Origin of the sequence: Ruegeria sp. HKCCD6157, from assembly GCF_013110685.1 — a bacterium.
Lineage (GTDB): Bacteria > Pseudomonadota > Alphaproteobacteria > Rhodobacterales > Rhodobacteraceae > Ruegeria.
This window is the reverse complement of record NZ_WVRB01000001.1, coordinates 1,113,999-1,140,710: the sequence shown is the minus strand read 5'-3', so window position 1 is coordinate 1,140,710 and position 26,712 is coordinate 1,113,999. Positions and strand designations below refer to the sequence as shown.

Genomic DNA, 26,712 nt, shown 5'->3' with positions numbered 1-26,712 from the left:
GGGCTGATTTGTGAACGGCTCAGGCAGGTTCCCCGATCACCTTCCGCTCGGTCATGAAAACGCGCAACCGTTCCAGCCCGTCCTGAATGTCGGCCGTCGAACGCGCATAGGAAAAACGCAACGTCGTATGGCCGCGCTGCGGATCGAAATCCAGACCCGGCGTGACCGCGACCCCGGCCTTTTCCAGAATCTCGGCCGCAAATGCGCGGCTGTCATCGGTCAGGTCAGACACGTCGGCATATACATAGAAAGCCCCGTCCGGAGGCGCGATTTTCGTAAAGCCCGCCTTGGGCAGCCCGTCCAGCATCAGGGCGCGGTTTCGGCGGTACACGTCCAGATTGGCTTGCAGTTCGTCCTCGCAATCCATCGCGGCCAGTGCGGCAACCTGACTGGCATGCGGCGCGCAGATGAACATGTTCTGGGCTATCCGCTCGACCACGCGCACCTGATCCTCGGGCACGACCATCCAGCCCACGCGCCAACCGGTCATCGAGAAATACTTGGAAAACGAGTTGATCACATAGCACTCATCCGTCAGTTCCAGCGCGGTCACGGCCTTGGCCTCATATTCCAGACCATGATAGATTTCGTCGCTGATGAAGGATGCCCCCTGCCCGTGTGCGGCTTCGATCAGCGACCCCATGGCGGCGTGATCCAGCATCGTGCCGGTAGGATTCGCCGGAGACGCCACCATCAGCCCCTTCAGGCCCATTCCCTGAATATCCGCTGCCACGGGTTGCAGACGGTTTTCAGGCGCGGTCGGCAGATCGGCCGGCACCAATCCAAGTGCCCTGAGAATCTGGCGATAAGACGGATACCCCGGCGCACCGATTCCGACGCGATCCCCGCTGTCGAACAATGCCGTGAAAGCCAGCAGAAACCCGCCGGACGATCCGGGCGTGATGACCACGCGCCCCGGGTTCAGGTCCACATCGTACCACTCACCATAAAGCTGCGCGACACGCTTTCGCAGTGCAGGCAAACCCAGAGACACCGTATAGCCCAACGGGCTTTGATCCATCGCCTTGGCCAGCGCCTCGGTCGCGCCCTTGGGGGCGCCGGTTCCGGGCTGGCCAACTTCCATGTGAATCACATGGCGGCCCGCTTCTTCCGCACGGCGCGCGGCCTCCATCACGTCCATCACGATGAAGGGATCGACCCCGGACCGGGTTGAGTTTCTCATGCCCATCTCCCATGTTGCAGCCATGGCTTTTGAACGCGTATCCCTGCTGACGTCAATCCCGGCTCTGATCCTGTCGGTTGGTGTCTGGCTGGCGGCGGCAACGCAATCCCATGGGCAAAGCCTGATCCGCGACCCCGATATCGAGCGTGGCCTGCGCGAGCTGGCCTTTCCGGTTCTGCGCGCCGCCGGTCTGAACACCAATCGGGTTCAAATCCTTGTGGTCAATGACAACACGTTCAATGCATTCGTCATCGACTACAACGCCATCTATTTGAATTACGGGCTGATCCTTACGGTCGAAAGCCCCGAAATGCTGCAAGCGGTGATCGCGCATGAGGCCGCGCATATCGCGAACGGCCATCTGGCCCGCCGCGCCGAAAACCTGAAGGCGGCGCGGCGCAATGCGGGCCTTGGTACCGCTTTGGCCCTGCTTGCGGCTGCGGCCGGAGGGGGTGAAGCCGCCATTGGCATCGCCGCAGGCACCCAAGGCGCCGCAATCCGCAGCTTTCTGGGCCATACCCGCGCCGAAGAGGCCTCGGCCGACCGAAGCGCCGCAAGCTATCTGCGATGGGCTCAGATTTCCCCCAGCGGCATGGTGGAGCTGCACAGAAAATTCGCGGGTCAGGAATTGCTGAGCGTCGCCAATCAGGACCCGTACATGCGGTCGCATCCCACCAGTCGTGAACGATTGCGCGCCGCCGAAGCGTTTCTGGATGAGTTCGGCGACAAGGCCGTTCCGAATGCCAATGCCGATTACTGGTTTGCCCGCGTCAAAGGCAAACTGTCGGCCTTTTTACGCTCACCCAGTTGGACATTACGGCGCGCCAAAGAAGAAACCGCTCAGGACATCCGCCTGATGCGCGAGGCTTCGGCCCATCATCAGAACCGTGATTTGGATCGCGCGCGCCGTGCCATCGACGAGGCCTTGGCGCTGCGCCCGAACGACCCCTACTATTTTGACCTGAAAGGGCAAATTCTTCTGGAAAACAGACAAATAGGCGCGGCTGTTGAAGCATATGGGAACGCTGTTGAAATGGCTCCGAACGATGCGCTTATCCTGGCTGGATACGGGCGGGCGCTGTTGGCGCAGGGTCAAACCAAACAGGCCCTGAGCGTGCTGGAAAAAGCCCGCGCCCGGGACTACCGGAACGCCAGGCTGTTGCAGGATCTGGGTGTGGCCTATGCTCAGGTTGGCAATGATGGTATGGCATCCACCGTGACGGCAGAGCGGTATGCGCTGCAAGGGCGGTTGAAAGATGCCGGAATTCACGCGAAACGCGCCGTGGCACGACTGCCCGAAGGTTCACCGGGTTGGCAAAGGGCACAAGACGTGTTGATTGCGGCAGAACGACTCGACAAAGACAAAAGGAAACGGAAATGATCCTCAGACATGCTGCACCCGCCCTTCTGGGGCTTTCCATGGCGGCGACCTCGGCGCAGGCGCTGGACTTGAATGCGATGAACGATGCTGAGAAGGCGGAATTTGGTGCCCAGGTGCGCGAATACCTGCTGGAAAACCCCGAAGTGATCATCGAAGCCATCAACATTCTGGAAGAGCGCAATGCCGTCGCCGAAGCCGCGGCGGACAAAGAACTGGTCGCCGCCAATGCGGATGAACTGTTCGATGATGGGTACAGCTGGGTTGGCGGCAACCCGGATGGCGACATCACGCTGGTCGAGTTCATGGACTACCGGTGTGGCTATTGCCGCCGTGCCGTTCCCGAAGTTACCAGCCTGCTGGCAGAAGACGGCAACATCCGCCTTGTGATCAAGGAATTCCCCATTCTGGGTGATGCGTCTGTGCTGTCCTCACGTTTTGCAGTGGCCACCAAACACGTGGCGGGCGACGACGCATACAAGCAGGTCCATGATGCCCTGCTGGAATTCACCGGCGAGCCAAGCGAAGTTGCCCTGCGCCGCATCTCGGACGGTTTGGGGCTGAACAGCGACGAGATCATCGCGGCGATGGACAGCGATCGCGTTACGGATGAGATTGCGCGCACCCGTGCTCTGGCCCAGCGGATGCAGATCTCGGGCACGCCTTCGTTCGTGTTGGGCACAGAGATGCTGCGTGGCTATTTGCCAGCCGATCAGATGCAGCAGATCGTTAACGGTATACGTGCCGAACGCGGCTAAGGCCGGATCTGTCGGCGACGTGCCATGAAGCGGCGGGAATTTCTGCTGGCCGGAGGAGCATTGGGTATGACGTGTTTCTCTGGCCAGTCTATTGCGCAGTCCGCGACAGGCTTCCACGTGCCGGCCGAAGACGCCCGGCATGAACGCACTTTCATGCAATGGCCGGTCAGCCGCACCGTATATCGCGATCCCGTTTTTCTGGAAATGGTACAGGGGACCATTGCGGAAATCGCAAACACGATCTCTGCTTTTGAACCCGTCACAATGCTCGCCGGATCGGAACATCACGCAGACATCAGCAAACGGCTTTCTGCGGCGGTCGAGATCTGGGATGTCCCGACCGAAGATCTGTGGTGCCGGGACGCAGGCCCGGTCTTTGCGATCAATACCCGTGGCGCGCTTGCGGTCCAACAGATCCAGTTCAATGGGTGGGGAAGAAAACAGGTTCACGCACATGATGCGAAAATTGCCGGCAGAGTGGCCGAAAGGCTGGGTCTGCCCCTGTTGCCGACCGGGCTGATCGGCGAAGCCGGTGGCGTCGAGCAGGATGGGCATGGGACGCTAATGGCGCATGAAAGCTCTTGGGTGAATGACAACCGCAATCCCGGCCTCACTCGGGACGAGATCGAAGCCCGGTTGTTGGCGGCCTATGGGGCCAAACGCATGATCTGGTCCGAAGGAGTCTGGGGCGAAGATATCACCGACTATCACATTGACAGTCTGGCCCGCTTTACCGGCCCCGGTCGCGGCATCATCAACTTGCCGGATGAACCGGACAAAGATGATCCTTTCCACATGGCCGCGCTGGACACCCATGATCGTCTCATTGCCGCGGGCATCAACATGGACGTGATACCCGAGCCGCATTTCCGCCGTGTCGAAGACCCGGATTTCGTGGCCTCTTATGCCAATTACTACGTCTGCAATGGCGGTGTGATTGCGGCCCGGTTCGGAGACTCGGAAACAGACAGGATCGCGTCGGAAACGCTTGCAAGGCACCACCCTGGGCGTGAAGTCGTGACGCTTGACGTGGATGTGCTGGGAGAGCTTGGCGGCGGCATCCATTGCGCTACACAACAGATGCCCGGTTTTTAAATGTCGCGAAGAAACATGCTATTCAGCCGCTTCAGCCGCTTCAGCCGCCGCATCCAGTTCAGCCGCCTTTTTCTCGACCTCTTCCACGATGTGATCGATCATCTGGTCGTTCGACATCTTGTGGCTGGCTTTGCCGGCCAGATAGACCATGCCGGACCCTGCCCCGCCGCCGGTGAAACCAACATCGGTCATGAGCGCTTCACCCGGCCCGTTGACCACGCATCCGATGATCGACAGGCTCATCGGCGTCTTGATGTGTTCAAGGCGATGTTCCAGCGCCTCGACGGTTTTGATGACATCAAAACCCTGTCGCGCGCAGGATGGGCACGAGATGATATTGACGCCCCGATGACGCAGGCCAAGGGATTTGAGGATTTCAAACCCGACCTTGACCTCTTCCACCGGATCAGCAGACAGGCTGACGCGGATCGTGTCGCCGATCCCCATCCACAGCAGGTTGCCCAACCCGATGGCCGATTTGATCGTGCCGCTGACCAGCCCTCCGGCCTCGGTAATGCCCAGATGGATGGGGGCATCCGTCGCCTCGGCAATGCCCTGATAGGCCGCGGCCGACAGGAACACGTCGCTGGCCTTTACGCTGATCTTGAACTCGTGAAAATCATTGTCCTGAAGGATGCGGATATGTTCCAGCCCGCTTTCGACCATCGCCTCGGGGCACGGCTCGCCATATTTTTCAAGCAGGTGCTTTTCCAGGCTGCCCGCGTTCACGCCGATGCGGATCGAACAGTTGTGGTCGCGCGCCGCCTGGATGACTTCTTTTACGCGGGTTTCGTCGCCTATATTGCCGGGGTTGATGCGCAGACAGGCAGCGCCCGCTTCGGCGGCCTCGATCCCGCGCCGATAGTGGAAATGAATATCCGCCACGATGGGCACCGGGCTTTCCCGAACGATCTGTTTCAGCGCCCTGGACGACGCTTCGTCAGGAACCGATACGCGAACGATATCCGCACCCGCCTCGGCCGCCGCCTGCACCTGCGCCACGGTCGCCGCCACATCGGTGGTCAGCGTATTGGTCATGGTTTGAACGGCAATGGGTGCATCGCCACCAACGGGGACGTTGCCGACCATGATTTGACGGGATTTACGACGATAGATGTCGCGCCATGGGCGCACGTGATTGAGGGACATAAGGACGGATCCGCGTCTGCCTGAGTTGCGACTGTAGATAGTTCGGCAACGGGGTTATCGCAATGGCTAGATCACTCGGCGGGCGTTTCTGTCGCCTCGGTTTGCAGTTCCGCCACCAGTTGCTTGAGCGCACTGTTCTGTTCCGCCTCCAGATCGGCGACGGCATAGGCCTCGGACACGGCGTCTTTCGACAGAACGACACCCTTGGCGACAGTTCCCGGAGCACCCGCCGGGCCGTAATGTTCACCGTTCATCGCGAAATATACCGATCCCGACGCGCCCGCACGCAATGTCGGCGGTTCTTCTGTCAGGGGCACTTCGAATACACTGCCTTGCTCGACGGTTCCCAGCGTACCTTCGAAAATGACGCTGCCATCCGCAGCCGTCACACGCATCCAGGCGGGGTCAACTGCCACGATCTTGAGCGTGGTATCGATCTGTTCGACCACTTGCGGCAGGGCCGGTTTTTCGACCGTGTGCAGTTCAGCCACTTCGAACTGCGGCAATTCGGGCGGGCGGAAGGTTCCAACCTCGCGCGGATCAAGCGTTGAGATCGGAGCATCCCGCGAGACCAGCACCGGAACATCCAGCGCCTGCGGACGATAGAGACGGTCCAGTGCTTCTGCGCTTGCTACTTCCGTAACATCATCTGACACGTTGCTGCGCGCCGCATCCAGCGGATCCAGATCAGACAGAACCACCGGTGCCTGTTCAACCGGGCTGACCTGTACTTGCTGAATCTTGTTCAAAACAGCCCAACCGCCATAGCCAATGCCACCGATCACCGCGAGCAAAACCAGCGACGAGCCGATTGCACGAGGTTCAATCTGACTGACCAGAGACTCCTTGCCCGGGATATAGGGCGTATTGGGCGAAATGAACGGATCCCGCCCCATCGGGCCGCGCGCAGGCAAAGCCCCTGAAGGTTTCCGCACCACCGAGGCCTCTGCGGACATGCCATGCGCAACCTCAAATCCGCTTTCCTCGCAGAAAGTCGCGAAGGTCTCATCGGGGTTCATACCCAGATAGCGCGCATAGGAACGCACATACCCGGCGATAAAGCCGGGTGTATCAAACGCATCGGGGTCGGCGTTTTCAATTGCAGCTATATAGTTGGCTTTGATCCGCAGCTCGCGCTGAACATCCAGAAGAGATTTGCCCATCGTTGCGCGTTCACCGCGCATCTTGTCGCCTAGGCGAACTTCGTAGTCGTCAAACCCTTTTGGTCTGACATCTACGTCCTCTTCGGATTCGCGCTGAGATCTGCGCCCAATCATCCCTGCTGCCCCATTCTGCCTGTCGCGTATTTCGCGTAAGTGGCGAATCATCCCCAGAATGATTCGTCTACTCGTTTTGTTAGCGTAAGCTTAACACGCGGCAAACTCGTTGCACACTTTGGCGTTAGGTTATCCGGCAAGTTCGGCGCGATTTAGCGCACAATGTGACCAAAGTTCGTCCATCGCCTGCACCAGACGGTTCATTTCGTCGGGTCCGTGCACCGGAGACGGGGTAAAACGCAGACGTTCGGTTCCGCGCGGGACGGTCGGGAAATTGATCGGTTGCACGTAAATGCCATAATCGTCCAGCAGCATATCGCTGAGCTTCTTGGTGTGCACCGGATTGCCGACGATCACAGGCACGATATGGCTGCCGTGGTCGATCAGCGGAAGGCCCATTCCCTTCAGCCGCAGCTTGAGGATCTTCGCCTGAGTCTGGTGCTGCTCGCGCAGCTCAGACGCGGTTTTCAGGTGCGCAACGGATGCTGCAGCCCCTGCGGCAACTGCCGGCGGCAACGATGTCGTAAAGATAAAGCCCGGCGCATAAGACCGCACGGCATCGCACATCTTTGCGCTTGCGGCGATATAGCCCCCCATGACGCCATATGCCTTGGCCAGAGTGCCATTGATGATGTCGATACGATGTGCCAGCCGGTCACGCTCGGTCACGCCGCCACCGCGCGGGCCATACATGCCCACCGCGTGCACTTCGTCGATATAGGTCAGCGCGCCGAATTCATCTGCCAGATCGCAGATTTCTTCGATTGGACCAAAATCGCCATCCATCGAGTAGACGGACTCGAACGCGATCAGCTTGGGTGCGGCGGGATCGTCCGCCTCAAGCAATTCGCGCAGATGCGCCAAGTCGTTATGACGGAAGATGCGCTTGGCCCCGCCGTTTCGGCGCACCCCCTCTATCATCGAAGCATGGTTCAGCGCGTCAGAATAGATGATCAGCCCCGGAAACAGCTTGGGCAGCGTGCTGAGCGTGGCGTCGTTGGCGATATAAGCACTGGTGAACAAAAGCGCGGCTTCCTTGCCATGCAGATCTGCCAGTTCGGCCTCGAGCCGTTTGTGATAGACCGTTGTTCCCGAGATGTTGCGCGTACCGCCCGATCCCGCACCTGCGGCTTCGACCGCCTCGTGCATTGCGTTCAGAACAACAGGGTGCTGGCCCATGCCCAGATAGTCATTGCCACACCATACGGTGATGTTCTGCTGCGAGCCGTCCGGGCGCGTGCGTACCGCGTGCGGAAAGTGTCCGTTGCGACGTTCGATATCGATAAAGGTCCGGTAACGTCCTTCGTCATGCAGCCTGGCAATCGCTGAATCGAGCTGAGCAGTATAGTCCAACGGACCCTCCTTGAATGCCCGTTTCCGGTTTCCCTTGGGCAATTAGTCTGCCACATCCAACAGCTTAACCTGTATCAGCAGCTTTGTGTTACTTTATTCAGCTGGTTACAGCCGAACAGGTGAACCCAACTTTGATTTGCATCAAATATAAGTTTGCAATGCTCACGGCAAGTATAGTTCCGGCTATCGGACGCGTGGAAACGACGCAGCCCGCGCAACGTCATTCGCGGGCTTGTGATTGCATGAACAATTCAGATCAACCGCTCTGGACGGCGCCGTCAACGCTGCTAGGGTTCGCGCGAACACAGACAAGCAGGAGATCCCCATGTCGCTAGACACCGTGCTGAACCGGATTGACGAAGATCTGCAAACCTCGATCGACCGCCTGATGGAGCTGCTGCGCATCCCTTCGATCTCAACCGATCCCGCGTACAAGGCCGACGTCAGCCGTGCGGCCGACTGGCTGGTTGCCGACCTCAACAGTATCGGAATTGCAGCAGAAAAACGGGAAACCCCGGGACACCCGATGGTCGTAGGCCATGTGGGCGAGGACTCGGATGCACCCCATATCCTGTTTTATGGCCATTATGATGTGCAACCCGTCGATCCGTTGAACCTTTGGACGCGCGACCCGTTTGACCCCGCCATCGAAGATACCGAGCACGGCCACGTCATCCGCGGGCGCGGGGCATCGGACGACAAAGGTCAATTGATGACATTCGTCGAAGCCTGCCGCGCATGGAAAGCGGTGCACGGATCCCTGCCCTGCCGCATCACCTTCTTCTTTGAAGGCGAAGAGGAATCCGGCTCACCCTCGCTGGTCCCCTTCCTCGAAGAAAACGCGGCCGAACTCAAAGCGGATCTGGCGCTGGTTTGCGATACATCCATGGTGTCGCGAGGTGTTCCGTCGATTGCCGCGCAGCTTCGCGGCATGCTGAAGGACGAGTTCACGATCATCGGGCCCCGCATCGATCTGCATTCCGGCCATTACGGTGGCCCGGGGCTGAACCCGCTGCGCGAGCTGTCGAAGATCGTTGCCTCATTCTATGATGACGAAACCGGGCGTGTCGCGGTCGATGGTTTCTATAAAGGCGTTCATGAAGTGCCCCAGGACCAGCTGCGCCAGTGGCAGAATTGCGGTTTCGACGAAGCGGATTATCTGAATTCGGTCGGCTATACCCAGCCGCACGGCGAAAAAGCCTATTCGACGCTCGAACAGCAATGGGCACGCCCGACACTTGAGGTGAACGGGCTGTGGGGCGGATACAATGGCGCAGGCTCGAAAACCGTTATCCCTTCGGAAGCGCATTGTAAAATCACGTGCCGACTGGTCGGCGACATGGACCCCGACGCGCTGCGCGGCAAGATCCGCAAACATGTCGAGGATCGCCTGTCCCCGGATGCAAAAGTTGTCTGGGACAATGACCTGGAAGGTTCGCCCGCTTCGGTCATGAATATCGATCGCCCGGAATTCGAAGCCGCGCGCAAGGCACTTTCGGACGAATGGGACCGCGAAGCGGTGTTTACCGGCATGGGCGGCTCGATCCCCGTCGTCGGGTATTTCAATACCGTTCTGGGGCTGGATTCGATGCTGGTCGGCTATGCCAACGAGGATGACGCCATCCATTCGCCGAATGAGAAATACGACGTCAAAAGCTTCCACAAGGGCATCCGTTCTTGGGCCCGCATTCTGGATGCTTTGAACAGGTAACGGATTTCAGCGAGGCTCTGCCTCGCGCTCCGGGATATTTGCCGCCAGATGAATAAAGGATCCCTTGTTCATCTGGCCCAAAATATCCCGGGGGAGCCGCGCGCAGCAAGGCGGGGGCAGAGCCCCCTGCCCGACCGCAACACGCGCATGACGTTACATGTGGATCACGCGACCATACGCATCCAACACGCTTTCATGCATCATTTCTGACAGAGTCGGGTGCGGGAAGACCGTGTTCATCAGGTCTTCTTCGGTCGTCTCCAGCTGCCGCCCAACCACATAGCCCTGAATCAGTTCCGTAACTTCCGCGCCGATCATATGGGCCCCCAGCAATTCGCCTGTCTTGGCGTCGAACACGGTTTTGATCAGACCTTCCGGTTCGCCCAGAGCAATGGCCTTGCCGTTGCCGATGAAGGGGAAGCGACCGACTTTGATGTCGTAACCCAGCTCTTTGGCCTTGGCTTCGGTATATCCCACCGAGGCCACTTGCGGCTGACAATAGGTACATCCGGCGATGCTTTCGGGCTTGACCGGATGCGCGTGCTGGCCCGCGATCAGATCAGCAACCATGACACCTTCGTGGCTGGCTTTATGTGCAAGCCAGGGCGCGCCCGCGATGTCACCGATCGCATAAAGGCCATCGACGCCGGTGCGGCAATATTCATCCGTCACCACATGCGTGCGGTCGATCTTGACGCCCAGCGCCTCGAGCCCGAGGTTTTCGACATTCCCAACAATCCCGACAGCCGAGATAACGGTGTCGAACTCGTGCTTTTCAACCTTGCCCTTGACCTCGATATGAGCGGTGACCTTGCCCTTGCCGCGATCCAACTTCTTGACCATGGCTTTTTCCATGATGGTCATGCCTTGTTTGGTGAAGGCTTTCTTAGCCAAGGCACTGATTTCCGCATCTTCCACGGGCAACACGCGGTCCATCACCTCGACCACCGTCGTGTCGGCCCCCAGCGTGTTGTAGAAACTGGCAAATTCGATTCCGATCGCGCCCGAGCCGATGACCAGCAGCTTCTTTGGCATCCGGGGCGGTTGCAGCGCGTGCTTGTACGTCCAGACCAGATCGCCGTCAGCCTCGAGACCGGGCAGTTCGCGGGCCCGTGCGCCGGTTGCAAGAATGATGTTCTTGGCCGACAGTTCTTCGATGCCTTTGTCGGTCTTGACGCTGACCTTGCCTTTTGCGGGGATCGTCGCCTCACCCATCACCACGGCGACCTTGTTCTTTTTCAGCAGGTGGCCGATGCCGCCCGAAAGCTGCCCGGCAACACCACGGGACCTCTTGACGACCGCGTCAAGATCGTAACCGATCTTGTCGGCCTTCAATCCGAAATCCTTGGCGCGTTCCATCAAATGGAACACTTCGGAGGACCGCAGCAATGCCTTGGTCGGAATGCACCCCCAGTTCAGGCAGATGCCACCAAGGTGCTCGCGCTCGACCACGACGGTTTTCAGACCAAGCTGGGCCGCACGGATGGCGGCGACATAGCCACCGGGGCCAGCCCCGATTACGATCAGATCATAGGATTGTGCAGCCATGTGTTCCTCTCGGCGCAGGTGGTGAAAATTTAGTTTACCATTAAACTATTTCCAGAAACGCATCAACACGCCTTCCCGCGACAAATGAGACGCAGGGTAAACCATGCCTGAATATGCGGATTTCAGCCTATACGCAGGCCCATGCTATGGCTAGAACAGAAACGCCGACGCCGCTCGGACATTTGTGAACACATTGAATTCAAGGGGTTTACCATGGCCAAAACACTAAAAGATCTGGCGCTTGCTCTGCTAAACGCAACTTTGATACTTGTGGCGCTGTGCTTGTTTTTAGGCTGGAAGCTGGCATCGAAAGTCGAAAGCGTCTCGGCGGAATTCTCAGAGACAGTGCAAGTTCTTGCCCCTATTCGGGATGAAGCGAAGGGCATTCGGGGCGAGCTTTCCGCGTTGCGCGGTGATTTAACGACGCTGATGAGGGAAAACCAAGTTACGGACAGTCAAACCGCTCAAAATATCCAGGCAACATTGCGCCGCCTGAACGCGGTTGAACAAAAGCTACAAACTGCGCAGGAGCGATTCACAGAACTTGCAGAGACACCAGAGGTTTTGATCGCCCAAGCCATACAGACCGGAGCAGACATCGCGTCCGAACGGGTCTTGTCGTTCAAAGGGTGCGAGCCGGGAGCCTGAGACCCCCGCACTAACAACAGAGGCTCAAAACCTTTGTACGGTCTCAGGCCATTGCTTGCAGCTCTCGCACAGTGCTGCCATAGCCGCCCATGTCGACGTAAGCCTCTTCATGGGGGGTCGAGCTGCGCGACAGTGCTTTGTTCCGGTAAGGGAAACGACCGAACTTGCGGATCACTTCGCGATGCGCACGGGCGTGCAGCAGATTGCTTGTATCGCCGCTCAGGTTCTGACAGATCAGACGCACGCAGCGTTCCTGATCGCACAGATTTTCCGAATGCATCATCGGCAGGTAAAAGAACTGCCGGGCCGGTTCATCGATCTTCTTGTCCCAACCTCTGTCCACCGCGCATTTTGCAGCTGCCAGGGCCGCTCGGTCCGTCGCGAAAGCACGCGCTTGCCCGCGGAACATGTTGCGTGGAAACTGGTCCGTCAAAATTATGTAAGCCAGTGACCCGCTGGGATAGGTCAGCCAGAGCGAAAACTTGCCCTCGGCCGCAGCCTCCCACGTTGATTGAAAACGTGCGCGGATTTCTGAATCCAGCGCTTCATCCTCTATGTACCAGCCCTTTGGACCCACCTCATCTAACCAAAAACTCAATACTTCTTCAGGCGTTACCATTGCCTTAAACTCCGTCTTGTGCCCGTAGTTTGGACGTAACGTCATTTAAGGCCGTTTTACAGAACTGTTACAGTAACATATTGCAACACTTGCGACATAATCCTGTGTCCTAGGCATCTTCCTGCTCAGCCTGTTCGGCCTCGGCGGCTTCGATGGCGACTTCCTGTGCCACTTCAAACGCAACTGGCGAGGCTGTTGGATACAGCGTCGACATTGTGCCGGTTTCGTCCACAGGAATCGATGCCCGCTGCGTCGTCCGATACAGAGCGTAAAGTGCCATTGCGAGTAACAGTGCCGCAATAAAGAGAAAAAAGCCCGGTGGCCCGAATACGGCATCCCCCATCAGCCAGCCGGTGATCACCGGCCCGGCAATCGCGCCCAGACCGTTGATGAATACCAGCCCACCGGATGCGGCCGCCATGTCCTCGTGATCCAGAAAGTCATTCGCATGCGCGATCAGCAGTGAATATAGCGGGTTGGACGTACCGCCGATCAGGAAAGCCGAGGCAAGCAGAATTGGAAACGATCCACCCATCATCATCGCGATCGTTGCGCCACCGGCACCGGCGAGCGCCACAAGCAGGATCAGAAAGCGGCGATCCATACGGTCCGAGAACCAGCCCAAAGGGTATTGCAGAACCACTGCGCCGATATAAAACGCCGCAACGAAGGTCGAAATTTCAACAAGCGACAGCCCTGCCCGGGCGCCATACACCGCCGCCATGCCGAACTGCGCCGAAAACACGCCCCCCAGAAGAAACATGCCCACGCAGCCCAGCGGAGAGGTCTTCAGCAATTCCTTCAGGGTCATCGGTTTGGTGGTGTCAAAGGCTGGTGTCGGCGAGATCGACAGCAAAATGGGTGCGAAGGATACCGAAACCAGGATCGAGGCGATCACAAACGTCTCATAACCAGCCGGGTCGCCGACCAGAACAAGCGCCTGCGCACTGATGATCCCCGTCATCTGGACGATCATATAGAGCGACAGCGCCTGCCCGCGATTTTCATTGCTGGCCGCATTGTTGAGCCAGCTTTCGGCAGTGACATAGACGCCAGAAAAACAGAACCCGATCACCACCCGGCCCAAAGCCCACGCGATCGGGTTGGTCAGCATGGGATACATGATCATCACGGCCGAAATAAATGACGCAAGGGCCGCAAAGACCCGCACGTGGCCAACGCGCCGGATCATCTCGGGCGCAAGGCGTGAGCCGCCCAGAAAGCCCAGAAAATAGGCCGACATGACAAAAGACATCTCAAGGGTCGAAAAGCCTTCGATCTCACCCCGCACACCCAGAATCGTGCCCTGAAGGCCGTTTCCGACCATCAGCAACCCCATGCCGAGCAGCAGCGCCCATGCGCTGGAAAGGACCTGAATCATTGGGGCCTCCGACTAATGCCAACCTGATTTTAGTGTCGTTCTGCGATCAAAGACCGCCTACGTCGCGCTTGTCTACGACATTCCCGATCCGCGATGCTGTTTCCGCGCCTCTCAAGGGATCAAAAGCGACGCGTCGCCATAGGAAAAGAACCGGTATTTCCGGGCGATGGCATGCGCGTAGACATCGCGCATCCGATCCTGCCCCATCAGTGCCGAAACCAGCATGAGCAACGTGGATTTCGGCAGGTGAAAATTGGTCATCAACGCGTCAGTGACATGGAATTCAAAACCGGGATAGATGAAGATATCCGTTTCGCCTTCCCAGGGTTCGATCTTTCCTGACCTTGCCGCACTTTCGATCAGTCGCAAAGCCGTTGTCCCCACTGGGATCACCCGCCCGCCGGCGACCTTGGTTGCCTGTATCTCAGCGGCGGCGTCGGGGCTTACCTGCCCCCATTCAGCATGCATCTTGTGTGTTGTGACATCCTCAACCTTGACCGGAAGAAAAGTCCCTGCCCCCACGTGAAGCGTCACATGCGTGAAGCTTACCCCCCGTTTTGCCAGCGCCTTCATCAGCGCCTCATCGAAATGCAATGATGCCGTCGGGGCGGCCACGGCACCGGAATGATTTGCCCAGATGGTCTGATAATCCGTCTTGTCCCGTTCATCAGCCGGACGTTTGGCTGCGATGTAGGGCGGCAGAGGCATTGCTCCGGCCTGATCCAGCGCCGCGTCGAAATCCTCGCCGCTGAGATTGAAGCGCAGATAAGCCTGGCCATCCGCAACCCTGTCCAGCGCGGCGCTGAGATCATCCGAGAAGACAATCTCTTCCCCAAGCTTCACCTTCTTGAGCGGCTTGATCAACGCAGACCACGTGCCATCGGCCTGTGGATCAAGCAAAGTGGCTTCGATCCCTGCGGAAACCGGCCCCTGCGCGCTGTCCCGGTGGCGTCGGCCGTTCAGTCGCGCCGGAATGACCCGTGTGTCATTCAACACCAGCCGGTCACCTGGCCGCAGAAAATCGGGCAGGTCGAAAACATGGCTGTCCGTGATTGCATCCCCCTGCGCCACCAGCAGACGTGCAGAGGAACGCGGGCTGGCCGGCCGCGTGGCGATCAGGTCTTCGGGCAGATGGAAATCAAAATCGCTAAGTTTCATGCCCGCGCCTTACAACCCTGCATTAGATTCGGCCATATCCTGTCAGCGGTCACTTGGGGATGAGCCGAATGTGCGTTTGGGTTCATCCGGTTTCTGCGGCACTGCGTTCGGACCATCCTGAACTTTGGGTGCCGGCGCGCGCATCAGGTCGCGCAGGAACAGAGGTGCAAGACCGGACAACGGATTTACCGACACTTTGGGCGAGGCAAGCGGGCCGGTCAGGGTGTAGTTGAAGCCAAAGACGCCCTCGCCCTTGCGCGTGAACACGCTGCCGACCGCGTTGAGCAAGTATATGGGCGAGATCGCACCGCGCAGGTTCAGCAATCCGTTCACCGTATCGATGGTGCCATCAAAAGACAGGCCCATCGACGGGCCGACAGCACTGCCGCTGAGCACCTTGATGTCCGTGGGGGTGACACGCATCCGGCTGTCGATTGCTGCAAAAAAGATACCCTGCCCCGCCATTTCATCCAACAGGCCCACAAGGCTGATGGCATTCAGCAAGGCCGCCATGGCCGGGGCGTCGGTAATCCGTGTGTTGGTGATTTTCAGCATCACGTCATAGCTGCCCGGTGCCGTCACGGGTTCGAGCTTGAGATTCATTTCTCCGCCCCGCGCCTGTGTCAGTACTCCGGCTGATCGCAGCACGGACCCCGCATCTTGCGACGTCAGGTCAACAGCACTTCGGTTCCCTCTGGGGCTGACCTGCCCCCTGACCGGCGCGCCGCCATTGACCTGCGCGGTGAAGTTCCCTTGTATTCCGCCGGTCGTCTGAAATGCGCCCCGGAACCCGGTCAGCGCGACGGTTTCCGTAACCTGAAGGCGATCCAGAGCCACGTCCAGTTTCGGCCCGGCGCCGCCCCCGCCGCCCGATCCGCCGCTTTCGCCGAAATTCGCGCGGCCCATATCAAGGACGCCGCCAAGCACACGGATGTCCGGCATGGCGTTTCCGCGCCCGATCAGCTCTGCCGGGACCGCCAGCCAGTCGCCGAGGTCGAAAGAGGTGAAGCGAACCCGGTCATATTCGCCGTTTTCACGAAACGTAATGGAGGCAGATGTACGCAATCCGGCTGCATTTATGCGCAGGCTATCCACCTTCAACTGCGATCCCAAAGTCGCTTCGGCCGTCAGAGAGCCGGTCGAATTGGCCCCCTTTCTCCAACCAAGTTCGGGTATGGCCAGCGCGACGCCCTGCAAATCGGACGTGACGGACAATTTCGGGGCAACCCCGGCGCCGAGCCCCAACGTGATATCTGCAATCCCTTTGCCGGTCAGCATACCCGGAGGTAGACCGGCGCCGATCTCATCCATCAATCGCGGCGACAGCTCGATCTGACCGGTCAGGGTGCTTCGCTGTTCCGACTTGCCGTCTATCGGCTGCTGCCAGAGCGCCGTCAGCGGTACGTCCCCGAACTGCCCCTGCCCCTGAATCTGAACGCCGGACTGATCACCAGAAAGGTCCAGAAGATCAGCACTAACGTCAAATCCGGGCACCAAGCGGTCACTGAACAGGTTGGCCAACCTTCCGTCGAAATGGAACTCGGTCTCGTCAAACTTGAGACCCTTTTTCAAAGGCAAGGAAAGAGTTCCCGCCAGCGACACCGTTCCTTTCGCTACGTCAACGGGCAACCCCGCCTTGCTGAGCAATTCCAGCGGAGGCCTGTCCAACAACGACAACGCGGCCGTCACGCTGCCTTTGGCCTGAATGCGCGCAATCGCAGGCGCGGATTTCTTGATATCCGTGTCGGGTATGATGAAGGACGTCCCCGACGCATCAACAGCACCGCCGTCATCCGCAATCACAACACCCTGCTGTGCAGTGACCGTGAACCTGCTGTTGATCAGGCTGGCCTGACCCTGCGCCTTTTCGATCGGCGGCAGCGTTTTGACAAACCGAATCTTCGCCTTTTCAAATCCGAAATCCAGATATAGATCCGGTTTCGATCCGGGCAGCAGGCGCAGGGCAAAGTCCATATCCGACAGAACCCCTTCGTACAGGTTTTCGGTCACCCACTCTCGCGGTTTCGGTGCCAGACGTTCGGGCCAGTATCCCAGAACCTTGTCCGACGTCATTTGGTCCAGATGTGCGTCCAGCTTGACGGCCCAGCCATCCGGCCGCCCGGTCAGGACGCCAAAGGCACGCACCGTGTGACCCGGATCTTCAATGGTCATCTGACCCAGATGCAGCTGGAACGGGTTGAGGACCATCTTGAAATCCAGGCTGGCCCGCGAAAGCTGAATAGGTTGCGGGAACAGGTTTGCCGGGTTCACGTTGATACCGGACAGCCGCAACTGTGCAGACAGGCTGTCCAGCACGCCATCTTCTGCACCTTCCAGATACGCCTTTCCGTCAGCCTGAACCTCACCCCAGGCCGAGACCACCGAAACTTCGTTGAAATCCAGGATCTGGCCTTTGGGATCATAGGTGAAATAGGTGCGTGCGGATTCGAAGGGAACCGGGCGTGTTTCCGGGTTTGGCTGCACCGCCCCCGCCCCCAGATTCAGCGTGGCGTACAAAGTTCCGATCGCTCCGTTTTCATCGACACCACCGCGCAAGGCACCCGAGATCGGGGCCCGCAGAACCTGCAACCAGGCAAGGGCTGGCGTTTGGCCCGCGATGTCCTCGGCCGGAAGATCGGTGACCGAGATTCCGAATTGTGCGGCAGGTGTGCCCAGAACGCTTGTATAATTGGCCTCGATGGCACTGACATAGTCACGCCCCGCCAGAACCGAAAACCCGGTTGCCAAGCGCACTTCGTTGCCGGCTCGGTTGGCTTGAATATGCCCACCGTCCAGAATCCAGGACCGCCCCTGCCGAAGATCGCGATAATCCAGTGTGATCGCATCAAGCTGGACCGAGGTCAGCGCCGATAGCGCCGGAGACAGGAAAACCTGATCCGAAGCCTCGATAAGCTGTGCCAGGTTCGGGGCCTCCTGCACCGGTGCGCTGCCGGACCCGACCGTAAGGCTCAGCGCCCCGTCCTTGTCTCGGGTCACGGCGATCTGCGCCCCTCTCAGAATTATCCTTTTGGGGCGGACGTGCCCTCGCAACAAGGGGCGCATGGCCAGACTGGCGCGCATGTCGGACACTTGCGCAATTTGCCGACCCGCCGCGTCGCTGATGGCCACATCGGTCAGACGCAGACGGGGTCGCCATCCCTCGTGAATGATGAAACTGACATCGCCAAACCGGATTTGCAGCCCGCCCAAAGCCTGTTCAAGCCGCGCCTCGACCCTGTCCCGCAGCCAGACGGGGGCGTGCATTCTTTGCCCGACAACCATGAAACCGGTGAACAGCGCCAGCAACACCAGCACGAAAGTGCCGCGCATGGCCCACAGACCAGCGGCCCGACGGCGAGACCGACGGCGCACGGGCTTAACGGGCCGTGCTCCGTCACCGTCTTCGTGCTGCTTCAAATTGCTGTCCACGCCTTCCAACCCGCACGCGTTGCCCTATGATATCAGGCAGCCTTTAAAAACCTTTAGCGGAGTTTCCAATGCCCGACATTTCAGACATCGCCCCTGACTTCACTTTGCCGCGCGACGGCGGCGGCGAGGTGACGCTTTCGGCGTTGCGCGGTAGCACCGTGGTTCTGTTTTTCTACCCCCGCGATGATACGCCGGGCTGCACCAAGGAATCCATCGGTTTCTCGGAACAACTTCAGGCCTTTGCCGATGCGGGCGCACAAGTTTTCGGCATCTCGCGCGACAGCGTCGCCAAACATGACAAATTCGTCGCCAAACATGGGCTGACAACACCGCTGTTGTCGGATGAGAACGCGACCGTCTGTGAAGACTACGGCGTGTGGGTCGAAAAGAACATGTACGGGCGCAAGTCGATGGGGATTGAGCGTTCGACCTTCATCATCGACCCCGAAGGCAAAATTGCCCGCGTTTGGCGCAAGGTCAAAGTTCCCGGCCACGTGGACGAGGTGCTGGAAGCCGTGCGCGCGATGTAACGCCCTCGACCACGGTCGCCATCCGGTTTAAGAGCCACAGGATCAACCAGGCGGAGAATAATGGTGTCCAAATCGCTGACCCAGATGGCGACCGAAGTTCTTGCAACGGCAGAAGGTCGGGAAAAGACCGCCCTGTCCAAACAGCACGCCGCCGCGTGGTTTGCGTCGCGCAAGGGCGACGCGCCCCCGATCGAGATCGGGACGGCGTCACCCCCGCTGCGACCCGCGCGCCCGGAACGGCCAGAACTCCTGTCTCCGCGCGAGGTACCAAAGCGCAAACCGAGCACCGAGGCGGGCCGCATCGCCCTTTTGCACGCCGTGGCGCATATCGAACTGAACGCCGTCGATCTGCATTGGGATATCATTGCCCGCTTTGGCCATGTGCCGATGCCGATCGGGTTTTATGACGATTGGGTAAAATGCGCCGAAGAGGAATCGCGCCATTTCGAGATGGTCTGCGATTGTCTGGAACAGATGGGCAGCCACTATGGCGCCTTGCCCGCCCATTCGGGCATGTGGCGCGCGGCCGAAGACACCGCAGACGACCTGATGGGACGGCTTGCGGTCGTGCCGATGGTGCTCGAAGCGCGTGGTCTGGATGTGACCCCCGGCATGATCGAGATTTTTCGCAAGGCCAAGTCTGAGCAGGCCATCGCGGCACTTGAGGTGATCTATGCCGAAGAAGTCGGCCATGTCGCTTATGGGTCCAAGTGGTTTCACTTCCTGTGCGGCCGGGAAAACACGGACCCCAAGGATGTGTTTCACGCATTGGTACGCCGGTACTTCCACGGCGTCCTCAAACCACCCTTCAACGAGGAAAAACGGGCTGAGGCCGGGTTGCCGCCCGATTTCTACTGGCCGCTGACCGAAGACCTACCCGCGCCCGGCGATATCACCAACTGACGCCTCAACATGCTTTTCGGCAATTTCCCGCCGATCTTTGGGGGGATTTCTACGCAGTTGGCGCCAGACTGATCAACAAACTTGCCCGAACGCTGCCTGCCCTTTATGCAGTCGGCCCAAGGAGCGGCCGGCACTCACAACCGGTCCCGATCTTGGGGATGAGAGGTAGGACGCGTGCGAACACGTCTGGCAATAAAAATACACTCCGCATTTGAACGGTACTTTCCGGAACGCCGGGTTTTTCTGAAGTCTGACAAAGATACACGTTTTATCCGTCTCAGCTCGGAAACGCAGGTGGTCGCGGTGGCCGGTGTTGCCGTCATGGTCGGATGGACCGCGGTCGCAACTGCCATTCTGCTTATGGACAGCATCGGTTCGGGCAACTTCCGGGAACAGGCGAAACGCGACCAGGCAACCTATCAGGAACGATTGAATGTCCTGTCCGCAGAACGCGACGCCCGTGCGCAGGAAGCCCTCGCCGCTCAGGATCGATTCAACGCCGCACTGGAACAGATATCCGCCATGCAGTCCGAACTGCTGGCCTCGGAAAACCGCCGTCGCGAACTTGAGACGGGGATCGAAGTCATTCAGACCACGCTGCGCACAACCATGAAACAGCGGGAAGATGCGCGGAAGGAACTGGCGGCGCTGAAGCAGGAAAACAGCTACGCTGACATGTACGTAACGGCCTCCAGCGCGCCGGTACAGATGGCCTTCATGACGGACGCTCTGGCGCGTACGGCCGAGGAACGCGATCAGATCGCCGCCGACGCCCGCGAGGCACTGGACCAGCGCGATGATCTTGAGCTGGAAATTCGCCTTATGCAGGAACGCAGCGACGAGATTTTCCGGCAGCTGGAAGAGGCCATGGTGATCTCGGTCGAGCCGCTGGACAAGATGTTCCGTCAGGCGGGAATGCCAACAGACCGTATCATCGAAGAGGTCCGGCGCGGATACAGCGGTATGGGCGGTCCGCTGACCCCTTTATCCCTTAGCACGCGCGGTGAGGTGGACGAGTTGTCCGCCGAGGAAGCCCGCGCGAATACATTGCTGAAACAGATGGATCAGCTGAACCTTTACCGACTTGCGGCGGAAAAGGCCCCCTTTGCCAATCCTGTACATTCGGCCGTGCGTTTCACCAGCGGCTATGGCAGCCGGCGCGACCCCAAAACCGGTGGTCGCCGGATGCATAACGGGGTCGATTTCGCAGGGCCGCAAGGCACGGATATCTTTGCGACCGCAGACGGCGTCGTTACCCATGCAGGCTGGCAATCCGGTTTCGGACGGCTTGTGAAAATCAAGCACGCATTCGGAATTGAGACACTTTACGCTCATAACACCAAGATCAACGTGAAGGTTGGTCAAAGGGTCTCGCGCGGGGATCATATTGCTGATATGGGTAGCACCGGACGGTCGACCGGCACGCATCTGCACTATGAGGTGCGCGTGAACGGAAAACCCGTAAACCCAATGACTTACATCAAGGCTGCGAGAAATGTTTTCTAAAAGCAAAATCAACGAGCCCGCATCCAAGGCACCCGAGGCGGCCAAACCAGCCGCTCCGGCGACCCCAGCGGCCCCTGCACCGACCGAGTCGAAGCCTGCCACCGCACCCAAGCCCAAGCCGCCTGCGTCGGTTTTGTCTTCGGATCTGCACATCACTGGCAATATCAAAACCTCTGGTGACATACAGGTGGAAGGCACAGTCGAAGGCGACATCCGCGCTCACCTTCTGACAATTGGTGAATCGGCAACGATCAAAGGTGAAGTCACCGCAGATGACGTCGTGATCAACGGACGTATCGTGGGTCGCGTACGTGGTCTCAAGGTGCGTCTGACATCGACCGCTCGTGTCGAAGGCGACATCATCCACAAGACCATCGCCATCGAAAGCGGAGCGCATTTCGAAGGGTCTGTACAGCGCCAGGACGATCCGCTGAATCCGGGCCGCAGCGCCAAAGCCGGAACGAACCCGGCAGCAGACGTCAAACAGTAATTCGACCCTTCAGGTCAGATCGGAAACGCCGCAGGGAGACCAGCGGCGTTTCTTTTTTGCGCCACAGCCTGTACCCGGGAAACTTGTTTTGATCCCGCCGGGATCACGTTAGGGTCGGGTCATGTTGATTTTTCTGACACTTGTTGCGGTGATCGCCGCAGGTCTGGCCTTTTACTTCTGGTCCAAACGACAGGCGCGCCACGCCCTGTTGGCCGCGCCGTTGACTGACAGACAACGGCAGCTTGTCGACGCTCAGGTCCCGATCTTGCGAAAGCTGCCGAAGGGCCTGCGCGCAAAGCTGGAGGGCAAGATCAACTTGTTCCTTGATCAGGTCGAATTCATTGGGTGTGACGGTCTGGACGTTACCGAAGACATGCAACTGTCCATCGCCGCGCAAGCCTGTCTGCTGGTTGTGAATACCGATCTCTGGTATGACAATCTGACCACCATCCTGATCTATCCCAGCGCATTCAAATCCAGGCAGAGCCGGCACAGCGGCTATGTCGTCACCGAGAAGGAAATCGTGCGCACAGGGGAAAGCTGGAACCGCGGCCCGGTGATCCTGTCCTGGGCGCATAGCCAGCGCGGGGCCATGAACGATCATGACGGCCAAAATGTTGTGTTTCACGAATTTGCACACCAGATCGACGATCTGACAGGGTCGGCCAACGGAGTGCCCGTACTTAGCGACGACCAAAGCTTTTCAGAATGGGAATCCGCATTCCTGACAGCCTATGACGCGCATGTCCGCGCCGTTGAATCCGGGCAGCCAACCGTAATCGACCCCTATGGCGCGGAAGGGCACGAGGAGTTTTTTGCCGTTTCGGTTGAAGTGTTCTTTGAGCGACCAAAGGCCCTGCGCAGGTCGGACCCGGAGGTTTACAAGCAACTGTCCAAGCTGTTTCACCTGGACCCTTCTCAATGGCGCTAAGGGCTTTTCGACCCCTGGTGCGAGGGTGCCGGGAAAATTCCCCGTTCTGCACAATTTAACAAAAGTTAATTTATGAACTACACTTAAGCTCATTACATTGTGGAGGAAATTTCATGTCATCAAAACTACTGGCCGAGTTCTTCGGCACCTTCTGGCTGGTTCTCGGAGGTTGCGGCAGTGCCGTATTGGCAGCGGGCGTTGCAGATGTCGGCATTGGGTGGCTTGGCGTTTCCTTCGCCTTCGGCCTGACGGTTCTGACAATGGCTTACACGGTTGGCCATATCTCGGGCGGGCACTTCAATCCGGCGGTCAGCCTGGGCCTTATGATCGGCGGGCGGTTTCCGGCAAAGGATCTGCTGCCCTACTGGATCGCTCAGGTCATCGGCGCAATCGCCGCCGCAGTGGTTCTGTATCTGATCGTCAGCGGTGCGCCCGAGTTCGCCGGCGTCGGGGGATTTGCGTCCAACGGATATGGTGAGGCCTCACCCGGCGGGTATTCTTTGATGTCCGCTCTGGTGATCGAAATCGTGATGACCGCTTTCTTCATCCTGATCATCCTGGGTGCAACCTCGGACAAGGCGCCGGCCGGTTTCGCCCCCATCGCAATTGGTCTGGCCTTGACCCTGATCCACCTGGTATCAATTCCGGTCACCAACACTTCGGTCAACCCGGCCCGGTCCACAGGCGTCGCCCTGTTTGCCGACGGCCCTGCCCTGTCACAGCTGTGGCTGTTCTGGGTGGCCCCGCTGATCGGCGGCGCGATCGGTGCGGTCATCTGGAAAGCGATGTCACAAGACGATTGAGTTTCGTTCAATCGACCGTAAGAAACAGCCCGGCGCTCTTTGGAACGCCGGGCTGCTTCGGCTCATTCGGTGACGGTGACTTTTTTCATCACGTCGGGCTGGCCCGTGACCGCTCCGGTCTGGGAATGCCCCCGTTTGATCGCATCCACCACGTCCATACCGTCGGTCACCTGACCGACCACGGTGTACTGGCCATCCAGAAACGGGCCGGGTTCGAACATGATGAAGAACTGCGAATTGGCTGAATCCGGGTTCTGCGACCGGGCCATGCCGACCACGCCACGATCAAAGGTCAGGTCAGAAAACTCGGCCGGCAGATCCGGGCGGTCTGACCCACCACGCCCGGCATACCGCATGTCAAAGCCGTTCGCGGTGGAATTGCCGTATTGAACATCGCCGGTCTGGGCCATGAAACCTTCGATCACGCGGTGGAACACCACACCATCATACTTGCCGTCCGCAGCCAGTGCCGTGATCTGTTCCACGTGCTTCGGCGCGACATCTTCGAACAGATCGATAGAGATCGTGCCATTGGCCCCTTCTCCTTCGACCTCGATCTGCAAACCGCTGGCCAGCGCCGGGCTTGCCAGCAGGGCAAAGGCGGCGGCAAGCTTATACATCTGCGGCCACCTTGACGCTGATCATGCGGTCGGGGTTCGCAGGCGGCTCGCCACGAACGATTGCGTCCACATGCTCCATGCCTTCGATGACGCGGCCATAAACGGTGTACTGGCCGTTCAGGAAATGGTTGTCCTTGAAGTTGATGAAGAACTGAGAGTTGGCCGAATCCGGGTTCTGCGACCGGGCGGCGCCCAAAGTGCCGCGATCATGGGGCAGTTTGGAAAACTCTGCCGGTACGTTCGGCAGCGACGAACCGCCGGTCCCCGCCATCCGCAGGTTGAACCCATCTTCCATGTCGCCATGCTGCACGTCACCGGTTTGGGCCATGAAGCCGTCGATCACTCGGTGAAAGGCCACGTTGTCGTATTCTCCGCTGCGGGCCAGTTCTTTCATCCGCGCGCTGTGCAAAGGCGCCACATCCGGCAGCAGCTCGATGACGACATTGCCGTCTTTCAGCTCGATGATGATCGTGTTTTCGGGATCCTTGATCTCGGCCATGAGGCCCTCCTGTCGTTTATCTTGCGCAAATACCTATGACGCACGCGTACGAATGCCAAGTGACGCATTGACCTGAGGGCAAATTGCAGGAAAAGAACCGCCTAAATCATTTGCCAATGACAAGGATCGCACAATGGGCTGGAAAACACTGGACGATATGGACCTGAACGGCAAACGCGTACTTGTGCGTGTGGATATCAACGTGCCCGTGGTTGACGGTGTTGTGACCGACGCCACCCGTATCCAGAGAATCGTGCCAACGGTGCGCGACATTCTGGCCGCAGGCGGCAAACCGATCCTTCTGGCCCATTTCGGTCGCCCCGGAGGAGAGCGGCGCGAGAACCTGTCGCTCAAGCAACTGGTTCCGACCCTCGAAAGCGCTTTTGACGCCAAAGTCCTGTTTGCCGCCGACTGTGTCGGAACCGAGGCCGAACTGGCGGCACAGGCGTTGCAGCCCGGCCAGGTTCTGTTGCTCGAGAACACGCGTTTTCACGCGGCCGAAACCAAGAACGATGCTGATCTGGCCGCAGGTATGGCCAGGCTGGGTGACGTGTACTGCAACGACGCGTTTTCAGCGGCGCACCGGGCCCACAGCTCGACCGAGGCCATCGCGCGCCTGCTGCCCGCCTGTGCCGGTCGTTTGATGCAGGCCGAGTTGCAGGCACTGGAAAGCGCGTTAGGCGCGCCCGAACGCCCCGTAACAGCGGTTGTGGGCGGGGCCAAGGTTTCGACCAAGCTGGAATTGCTGGGCAATCTGATCGACAAGGTCGATTATCTGGTGATCGGTGGCGGCATGGCCAATACGTTCCTTGTCGCGCAAGGTGTCAGCGTCGGAAAATCGCTGGCCGAAACGGCGATGAAGGACACCGCAGCCGAAATTCTGGCCAAAGCCGAAAGCACCGGCTGCCAGATCGTTCTGCCGCGTGACGTCGTGGTGGCCGAAACGTTTGAAGCCAATGCCCCGCATCAGGTTTTGCCCGCGGATCAATGCCCCGACGATGGCATGATCCTGGACGCCGGCCCCGAAAGCGTGGCCGCGATCATCGAGATATTCGAAAAAAGCAAAACCCTGATCTGGAACGGACCGCTGGGCGCATTCGAACTGGAACCGTTCGACGCCGCCACCAATGCCGCCGCCTTGAAGGCGGCCGCGCTCAGCCGTTCAGGCCAGCTGATCTCGGTCGCCGGGGGTGGAGACACGGTTGCTGCCCTGAACGCCTCGGGAGCCGCCAAGGATTTTACCTATATCTCGACCGCGGGTGGCGCGTTTCTGGAATGGATGGAAGGCAAAACGCTGCCCGGTGTCGCAGCGCTGGATCAGTAAGCACCGCTTGCCGCCTTTGATCGCCTGATATGGTCCATGGTAGTATCCCCTTTTGAACGGGGGATATTACCGTGAAGCCAGTTTACCTTCTTGTCCTAATGAACCTGCCCTGCTCTGCCGCTGCTCAATCCAGTTGCAGCGGCCAAACCCAGCTTGACGCCAATTTCTGCGCCAAGGAACAATGGGAGGCCGCTGATCGTGAACTCAACCGGCTGTGGGCACAGATCAAGCCCGCAACCGATGCGCGCGGCGACGGTGATGCCCTTCTGACCGAACAACGCGCCTGGCTGAAGGCCCGAGACGTAACCTGTGACACGGAATTGTCGGGCGGCGGCAGCGCTGCGCCGATGTTCTACTGGACCTGCATGAAAGAACAGACCGTCGCGCGAAATCAGGCGCTGGAATCATGGCGCTGACGC

At 59.1% G+C, this 26,712-nt stretch carries 24 protein-coding genes; 13 read left to right on the top strand and 11 right to left on the bottom strand.

Features of this window, described 5'->3' with window-relative positions; translation table 11 throughout:
- Nucleotides 1–19: 19 nt before the first annotated feature.
- Entirely contained in the window at nucleotides 20–1,183 is a 1,164-nt protein-coding gene (locus GS612_RS05365; RefSeq protein WP_171639308.1) for a pyridoxal phosphate-dependent aminotransferase, read from the bottom strand.
- Here GS612_RS05365 and GS612_RS05360 point away from each other — a divergent pair.
- Genes GS612_RS05360 through GS612_RS05350 form a run of 3 tightly spaced genes read left to right on the top strand, consistent with a single transcriptional unit; the run spans nucleotide 1,182 to nucleotide 4,414 of the window.
- Nucleotides 1,182–2,564 carry a M48 family metalloprotease gene (locus GS612_RS05360; RefSeq protein ID WP_171639307.1) on the top strand — a complete coding sequence of 461 codons (1,383 nt, stop codon included), beginning with the start codon at nucleotides 1,182–1,184 and terminating at the stop codon, nucleotides 2,562–2,564. The genes GS612_RS05365 and GS612_RS05360 overlap by 2 nt on opposite strands.
- Entirely contained in the window at nucleotides 2,561–3,319 is a 759-nt protein-coding gene (locus GS612_RS05355) for a DsbA family protein (RefSeq protein ID WP_171639306.1), read from the top strand. The genes GS612_RS05360 and GS612_RS05355 overlap by 4 nt, the downstream gene beginning before the upstream one ends.
- A 24-nt stretch (nucleotides 3,320–3,343) precedes the next feature.
- A complete protein-coding gene (locus GS612_RS05350; protein WP_171639305.1) occupies nucleotides 3,344–4,414 on the top strand; it encodes an agmatine deiminase family protein in 1,071 nt (356 codons plus the stop codon).
- A gap of 18 nt (nucleotides 4,415–4,432) precedes the next feature.
- Here GS612_RS05350 and ispG read toward each other — a convergent pair whose 3' ends face one another.
- The 3 genes from ispG to hemA form a co-directional block, all read right to left on the bottom strand.
- Nucleotides 4,433–5,563, bottom strand: a complete 1,131-nt coding sequence (gene ispG, locus GS612_RS05345) for a flavodoxin-dependent (E)-4-hydroxy-3-methylbut-2-enyl-diphosphate synthase (RefSeq protein WP_171639304.1) — start codon at nucleotides 5,561–5,563, stop codon at nucleotides 4,433–4,435.
- Nucleotides 5,564–5,634: 71 nt separating this feature from the next.
- Nucleotides 5,635–6,840: a helix-turn-helix domain-containing protein gene (locus GS612_RS05340; protein WP_152458283.1), complete on the bottom strand. Its 1,206-nt coding sequence runs from the start codon at nucleotides 6,838–6,840 to the stop codon at nucleotides 5,635–5,637.
- Nucleotides 6,841–6,969: 129 nt separating this feature from the next.
- The gene (hemA, locus tag GS612_RS05335; protein ID WP_171328057.1) at nucleotides 6,970–8,193 is read right to left on the bottom strand and encodes a 5-aminolevulinate synthase; all 1,224 of its coding nucleotides are present in this window, start codon (nucleotides 8,191–8,193) and stop codon (nucleotides 6,970–6,972) included.
- 325 nt (nucleotides 8,194–8,518) lie between these two features.
- Between hemA and GS612_RS05330 the strand changes: the two genes are divergently transcribed.
- Complete coding sequence (locus GS612_RS05330; protein WP_171639303.1) at nucleotides 8,519–9,904, top strand: dipeptidase; 1,386 nt, start codon at nucleotides 8,519–8,521, stop codon at nucleotides 9,902–9,904.
- A 153-nt stretch (nucleotides 9,905–10,057) separates the two neighbouring features.
- Here GS612_RS05330 and lpdA read toward each other — a convergent pair whose 3' ends face one another.
- On the bottom strand, nucleotides 10,058–11,452 hold the full coding sequence (gene lpdA, locus GS612_RS05325; protein WP_171639302.1) for a dihydrolipoyl dehydrogenase: 1,395 nt from the start codon (nucleotides 11,450–11,452) through the stop codon (nucleotides 10,058–10,060).
- A 213-nt stretch (nucleotides 11,453–11,665) separates the two neighbouring features.
- On the opposite strand from lpdA, the gene GS612_RS05320 reads away from it, so the two are divergent.
- Nucleotides 11,666–12,100 (top strand): hypothetical protein, encoded by a 435-nt coding sequence (locus tag GS612_RS05320; protein ID WP_171228116.1) that lies wholly within the window; start codon nucleotides 11,666–11,668, stop codon nucleotides 12,098–12,100.
- A 43-nt stretch (nucleotides 12,101–12,143) separates the two neighbouring features.
- On the opposite strand, the gene GS612_RS05315 is transcribed toward GS612_RS05320, so the two are convergent.
- The 4 genes from GS612_RS05315 to GS612_RS05300 all read right to left on the bottom strand — a co-directional run bounded on the left by GS612_RS05315 (nucleotide 12,144) and on the right by GS612_RS05300 (nucleotide 18,687).
- Nucleotides 12,144–12,719, bottom strand: coding sequence for a DUF924 family protein (locus tag GS612_RS05315; protein WP_152458288.1), 576 nt, complete (start codon nucleotides 12,717–12,719; stop codon nucleotides 12,144–12,146).
- Nucleotides 12,720–12,828: 109 nt separating this feature from the next.
- Nucleotides 12,829–14,100, bottom strand: coding sequence for an MFS transporter (locus GS612_RS05310; protein ID WP_171639301.1), 1,272 nt, complete (start codon nucleotides 14,098–14,100; stop codon nucleotides 12,829–12,831).
- A 111-nt stretch (nucleotides 14,101–14,211) separates the two neighbouring features.
- A complete protein-coding gene (gene queA, locus GS612_RS05305) occupies nucleotides 14,212–15,258 on the bottom strand; it encodes a tRNA preQ1(34) S-adenosylmethionine ribosyltransferase-isomerase QueA (protein WP_171639300.1) in 1,047 nt (348 codons plus the stop codon).
- A gap of 42 nt (nucleotides 15,259–15,300) precedes the next feature.
- Nucleotides 15,301–18,687, bottom strand: coding sequence for a DUF3971 domain-containing protein (locus tag GS612_RS05300; protein WP_371809298.1), 3,387 nt, complete (start codon nucleotides 18,685–18,687; stop codon nucleotides 15,301–15,303).
- A gap of 68 nt (nucleotides 18,688–18,755) precedes the next feature.
- Between GS612_RS05300 and GS612_RS05295 the strand changes: the two genes are divergently transcribed.
- The 6 genes from GS612_RS05295 to aqpZ all read left to right on the top strand — a co-directional run bounded on the left by GS612_RS05295 (nucleotide 18,756) and on the right by aqpZ (nucleotide 23,850).
- On the top strand, nucleotides 18,756–19,217 hold the full coding sequence (locus tag GS612_RS05295; RefSeq protein ID WP_171639299.1) for a peroxiredoxin: 462 nt from the start codon (nucleotides 18,756–18,758) through the stop codon (nucleotides 19,215–19,217).
- Between the two features lie 84 nt (nucleotides 19,218–19,301).
- The gene (locus GS612_RS05290; RefSeq protein WP_371809326.1) at nucleotides 19,302–20,120 is read left to right on the top strand and encodes a ferritin-like domain-containing protein; all 819 of its coding nucleotides are present in this window, start codon (nucleotides 19,302–19,304) and stop codon (nucleotides 20,118–20,120) included.
- Nucleotides 20,121–20,294: 174 nt separating this feature from the next.
- Nucleotides 20,295–21,626, top strand: a complete 1,332-nt coding sequence (locus tag GS612_RS05285; protein ID WP_171639297.1) for a DUF5930 domain-containing protein — start codon at nucleotides 20,295–20,297, stop codon at nucleotides 21,624–21,626.
- Complete coding sequence (locus GS612_RS05280) at nucleotides 21,616–22,116, top strand: polymer-forming cytoskeletal protein (protein WP_171639296.1); 501 nt, start codon at nucleotides 21,616–21,618, stop codon at nucleotides 22,114–22,116. Before GS612_RS05285 ends, GS612_RS05280 begins: the two co-directional genes overlap by 11 nt.
- A gap of 121 nt (nucleotides 22,117–22,237) precedes the next feature.
- Nucleotides 22,238–23,047 carry a zinc-dependent peptidase gene (locus tag GS612_RS05275; protein ID WP_171639295.1) on the top strand — a complete coding sequence of 270 codons (810 nt, stop codon included), beginning with the start codon at nucleotides 22,238–22,240 and terminating at the stop codon, nucleotides 23,045–23,047.
- A gap of 113 nt (nucleotides 23,048–23,160) precedes the next feature.
- Nucleotides 23,161–23,850 (top strand): aquaporin Z, encoded by a 690-nt coding sequence (aqpZ, locus tag GS612_RS05270; RefSeq protein WP_171639294.1) that lies wholly within the window; start codon nucleotides 23,161–23,163, stop codon nucleotides 23,848–23,850.
- A gap of 62 nt (nucleotides 23,851–23,912) precedes the next feature.
- On the opposite strand, the gene GS612_RS05265 is transcribed toward aqpZ, so the two are convergent.
- Nucleotides 23,913–24,470: a peptidylprolyl isomerase gene (locus GS612_RS05265; RefSeq protein WP_171639293.1), complete on the bottom strand. Its 558-nt coding sequence runs from the start codon at nucleotides 24,468–24,470 to the stop codon at nucleotides 23,913–23,915.
- Nucleotides 24,463–24,969 (bottom strand): peptidylprolyl isomerase, encoded by a 507-nt coding sequence (locus tag GS612_RS05260; protein WP_152458298.1) that lies wholly within the window; start codon nucleotides 24,967–24,969, stop codon nucleotides 24,463–24,465. Before GS612_RS05260 ends, GS612_RS05265 begins: the two co-directional genes overlap by 8 nt.
- A gap of 133 nt (nucleotides 24,970–25,102) precedes the next feature.
- Between GS612_RS05260 and pgk the strand changes: the two genes are divergently transcribed.
- Together pgk and GS612_RS05250 are read left to right on the top strand one after the other, a co-directional pair.
- Nucleotides 25,103–26,293, top strand: a complete 1,191-nt coding sequence (gene pgk, locus GS612_RS05255; protein WP_171639292.1) for a phosphoglycerate kinase — start codon at nucleotides 25,103–25,105, stop codon at nucleotides 26,291–26,293.
- Nucleotides 26,294–26,364: 71 nt separating this feature from the next.
- On the top strand, nucleotides 26,365–26,709 hold the full coding sequence (locus GS612_RS05250; RefSeq protein WP_171639291.1) for a lysozyme inhibitor LprI family protein: 345 nt from the start codon (nucleotides 26,365–26,367) through the stop codon (nucleotides 26,707–26,709).
- Nucleotides 26,710–26,712: the final 3 nt, after the last annotated feature.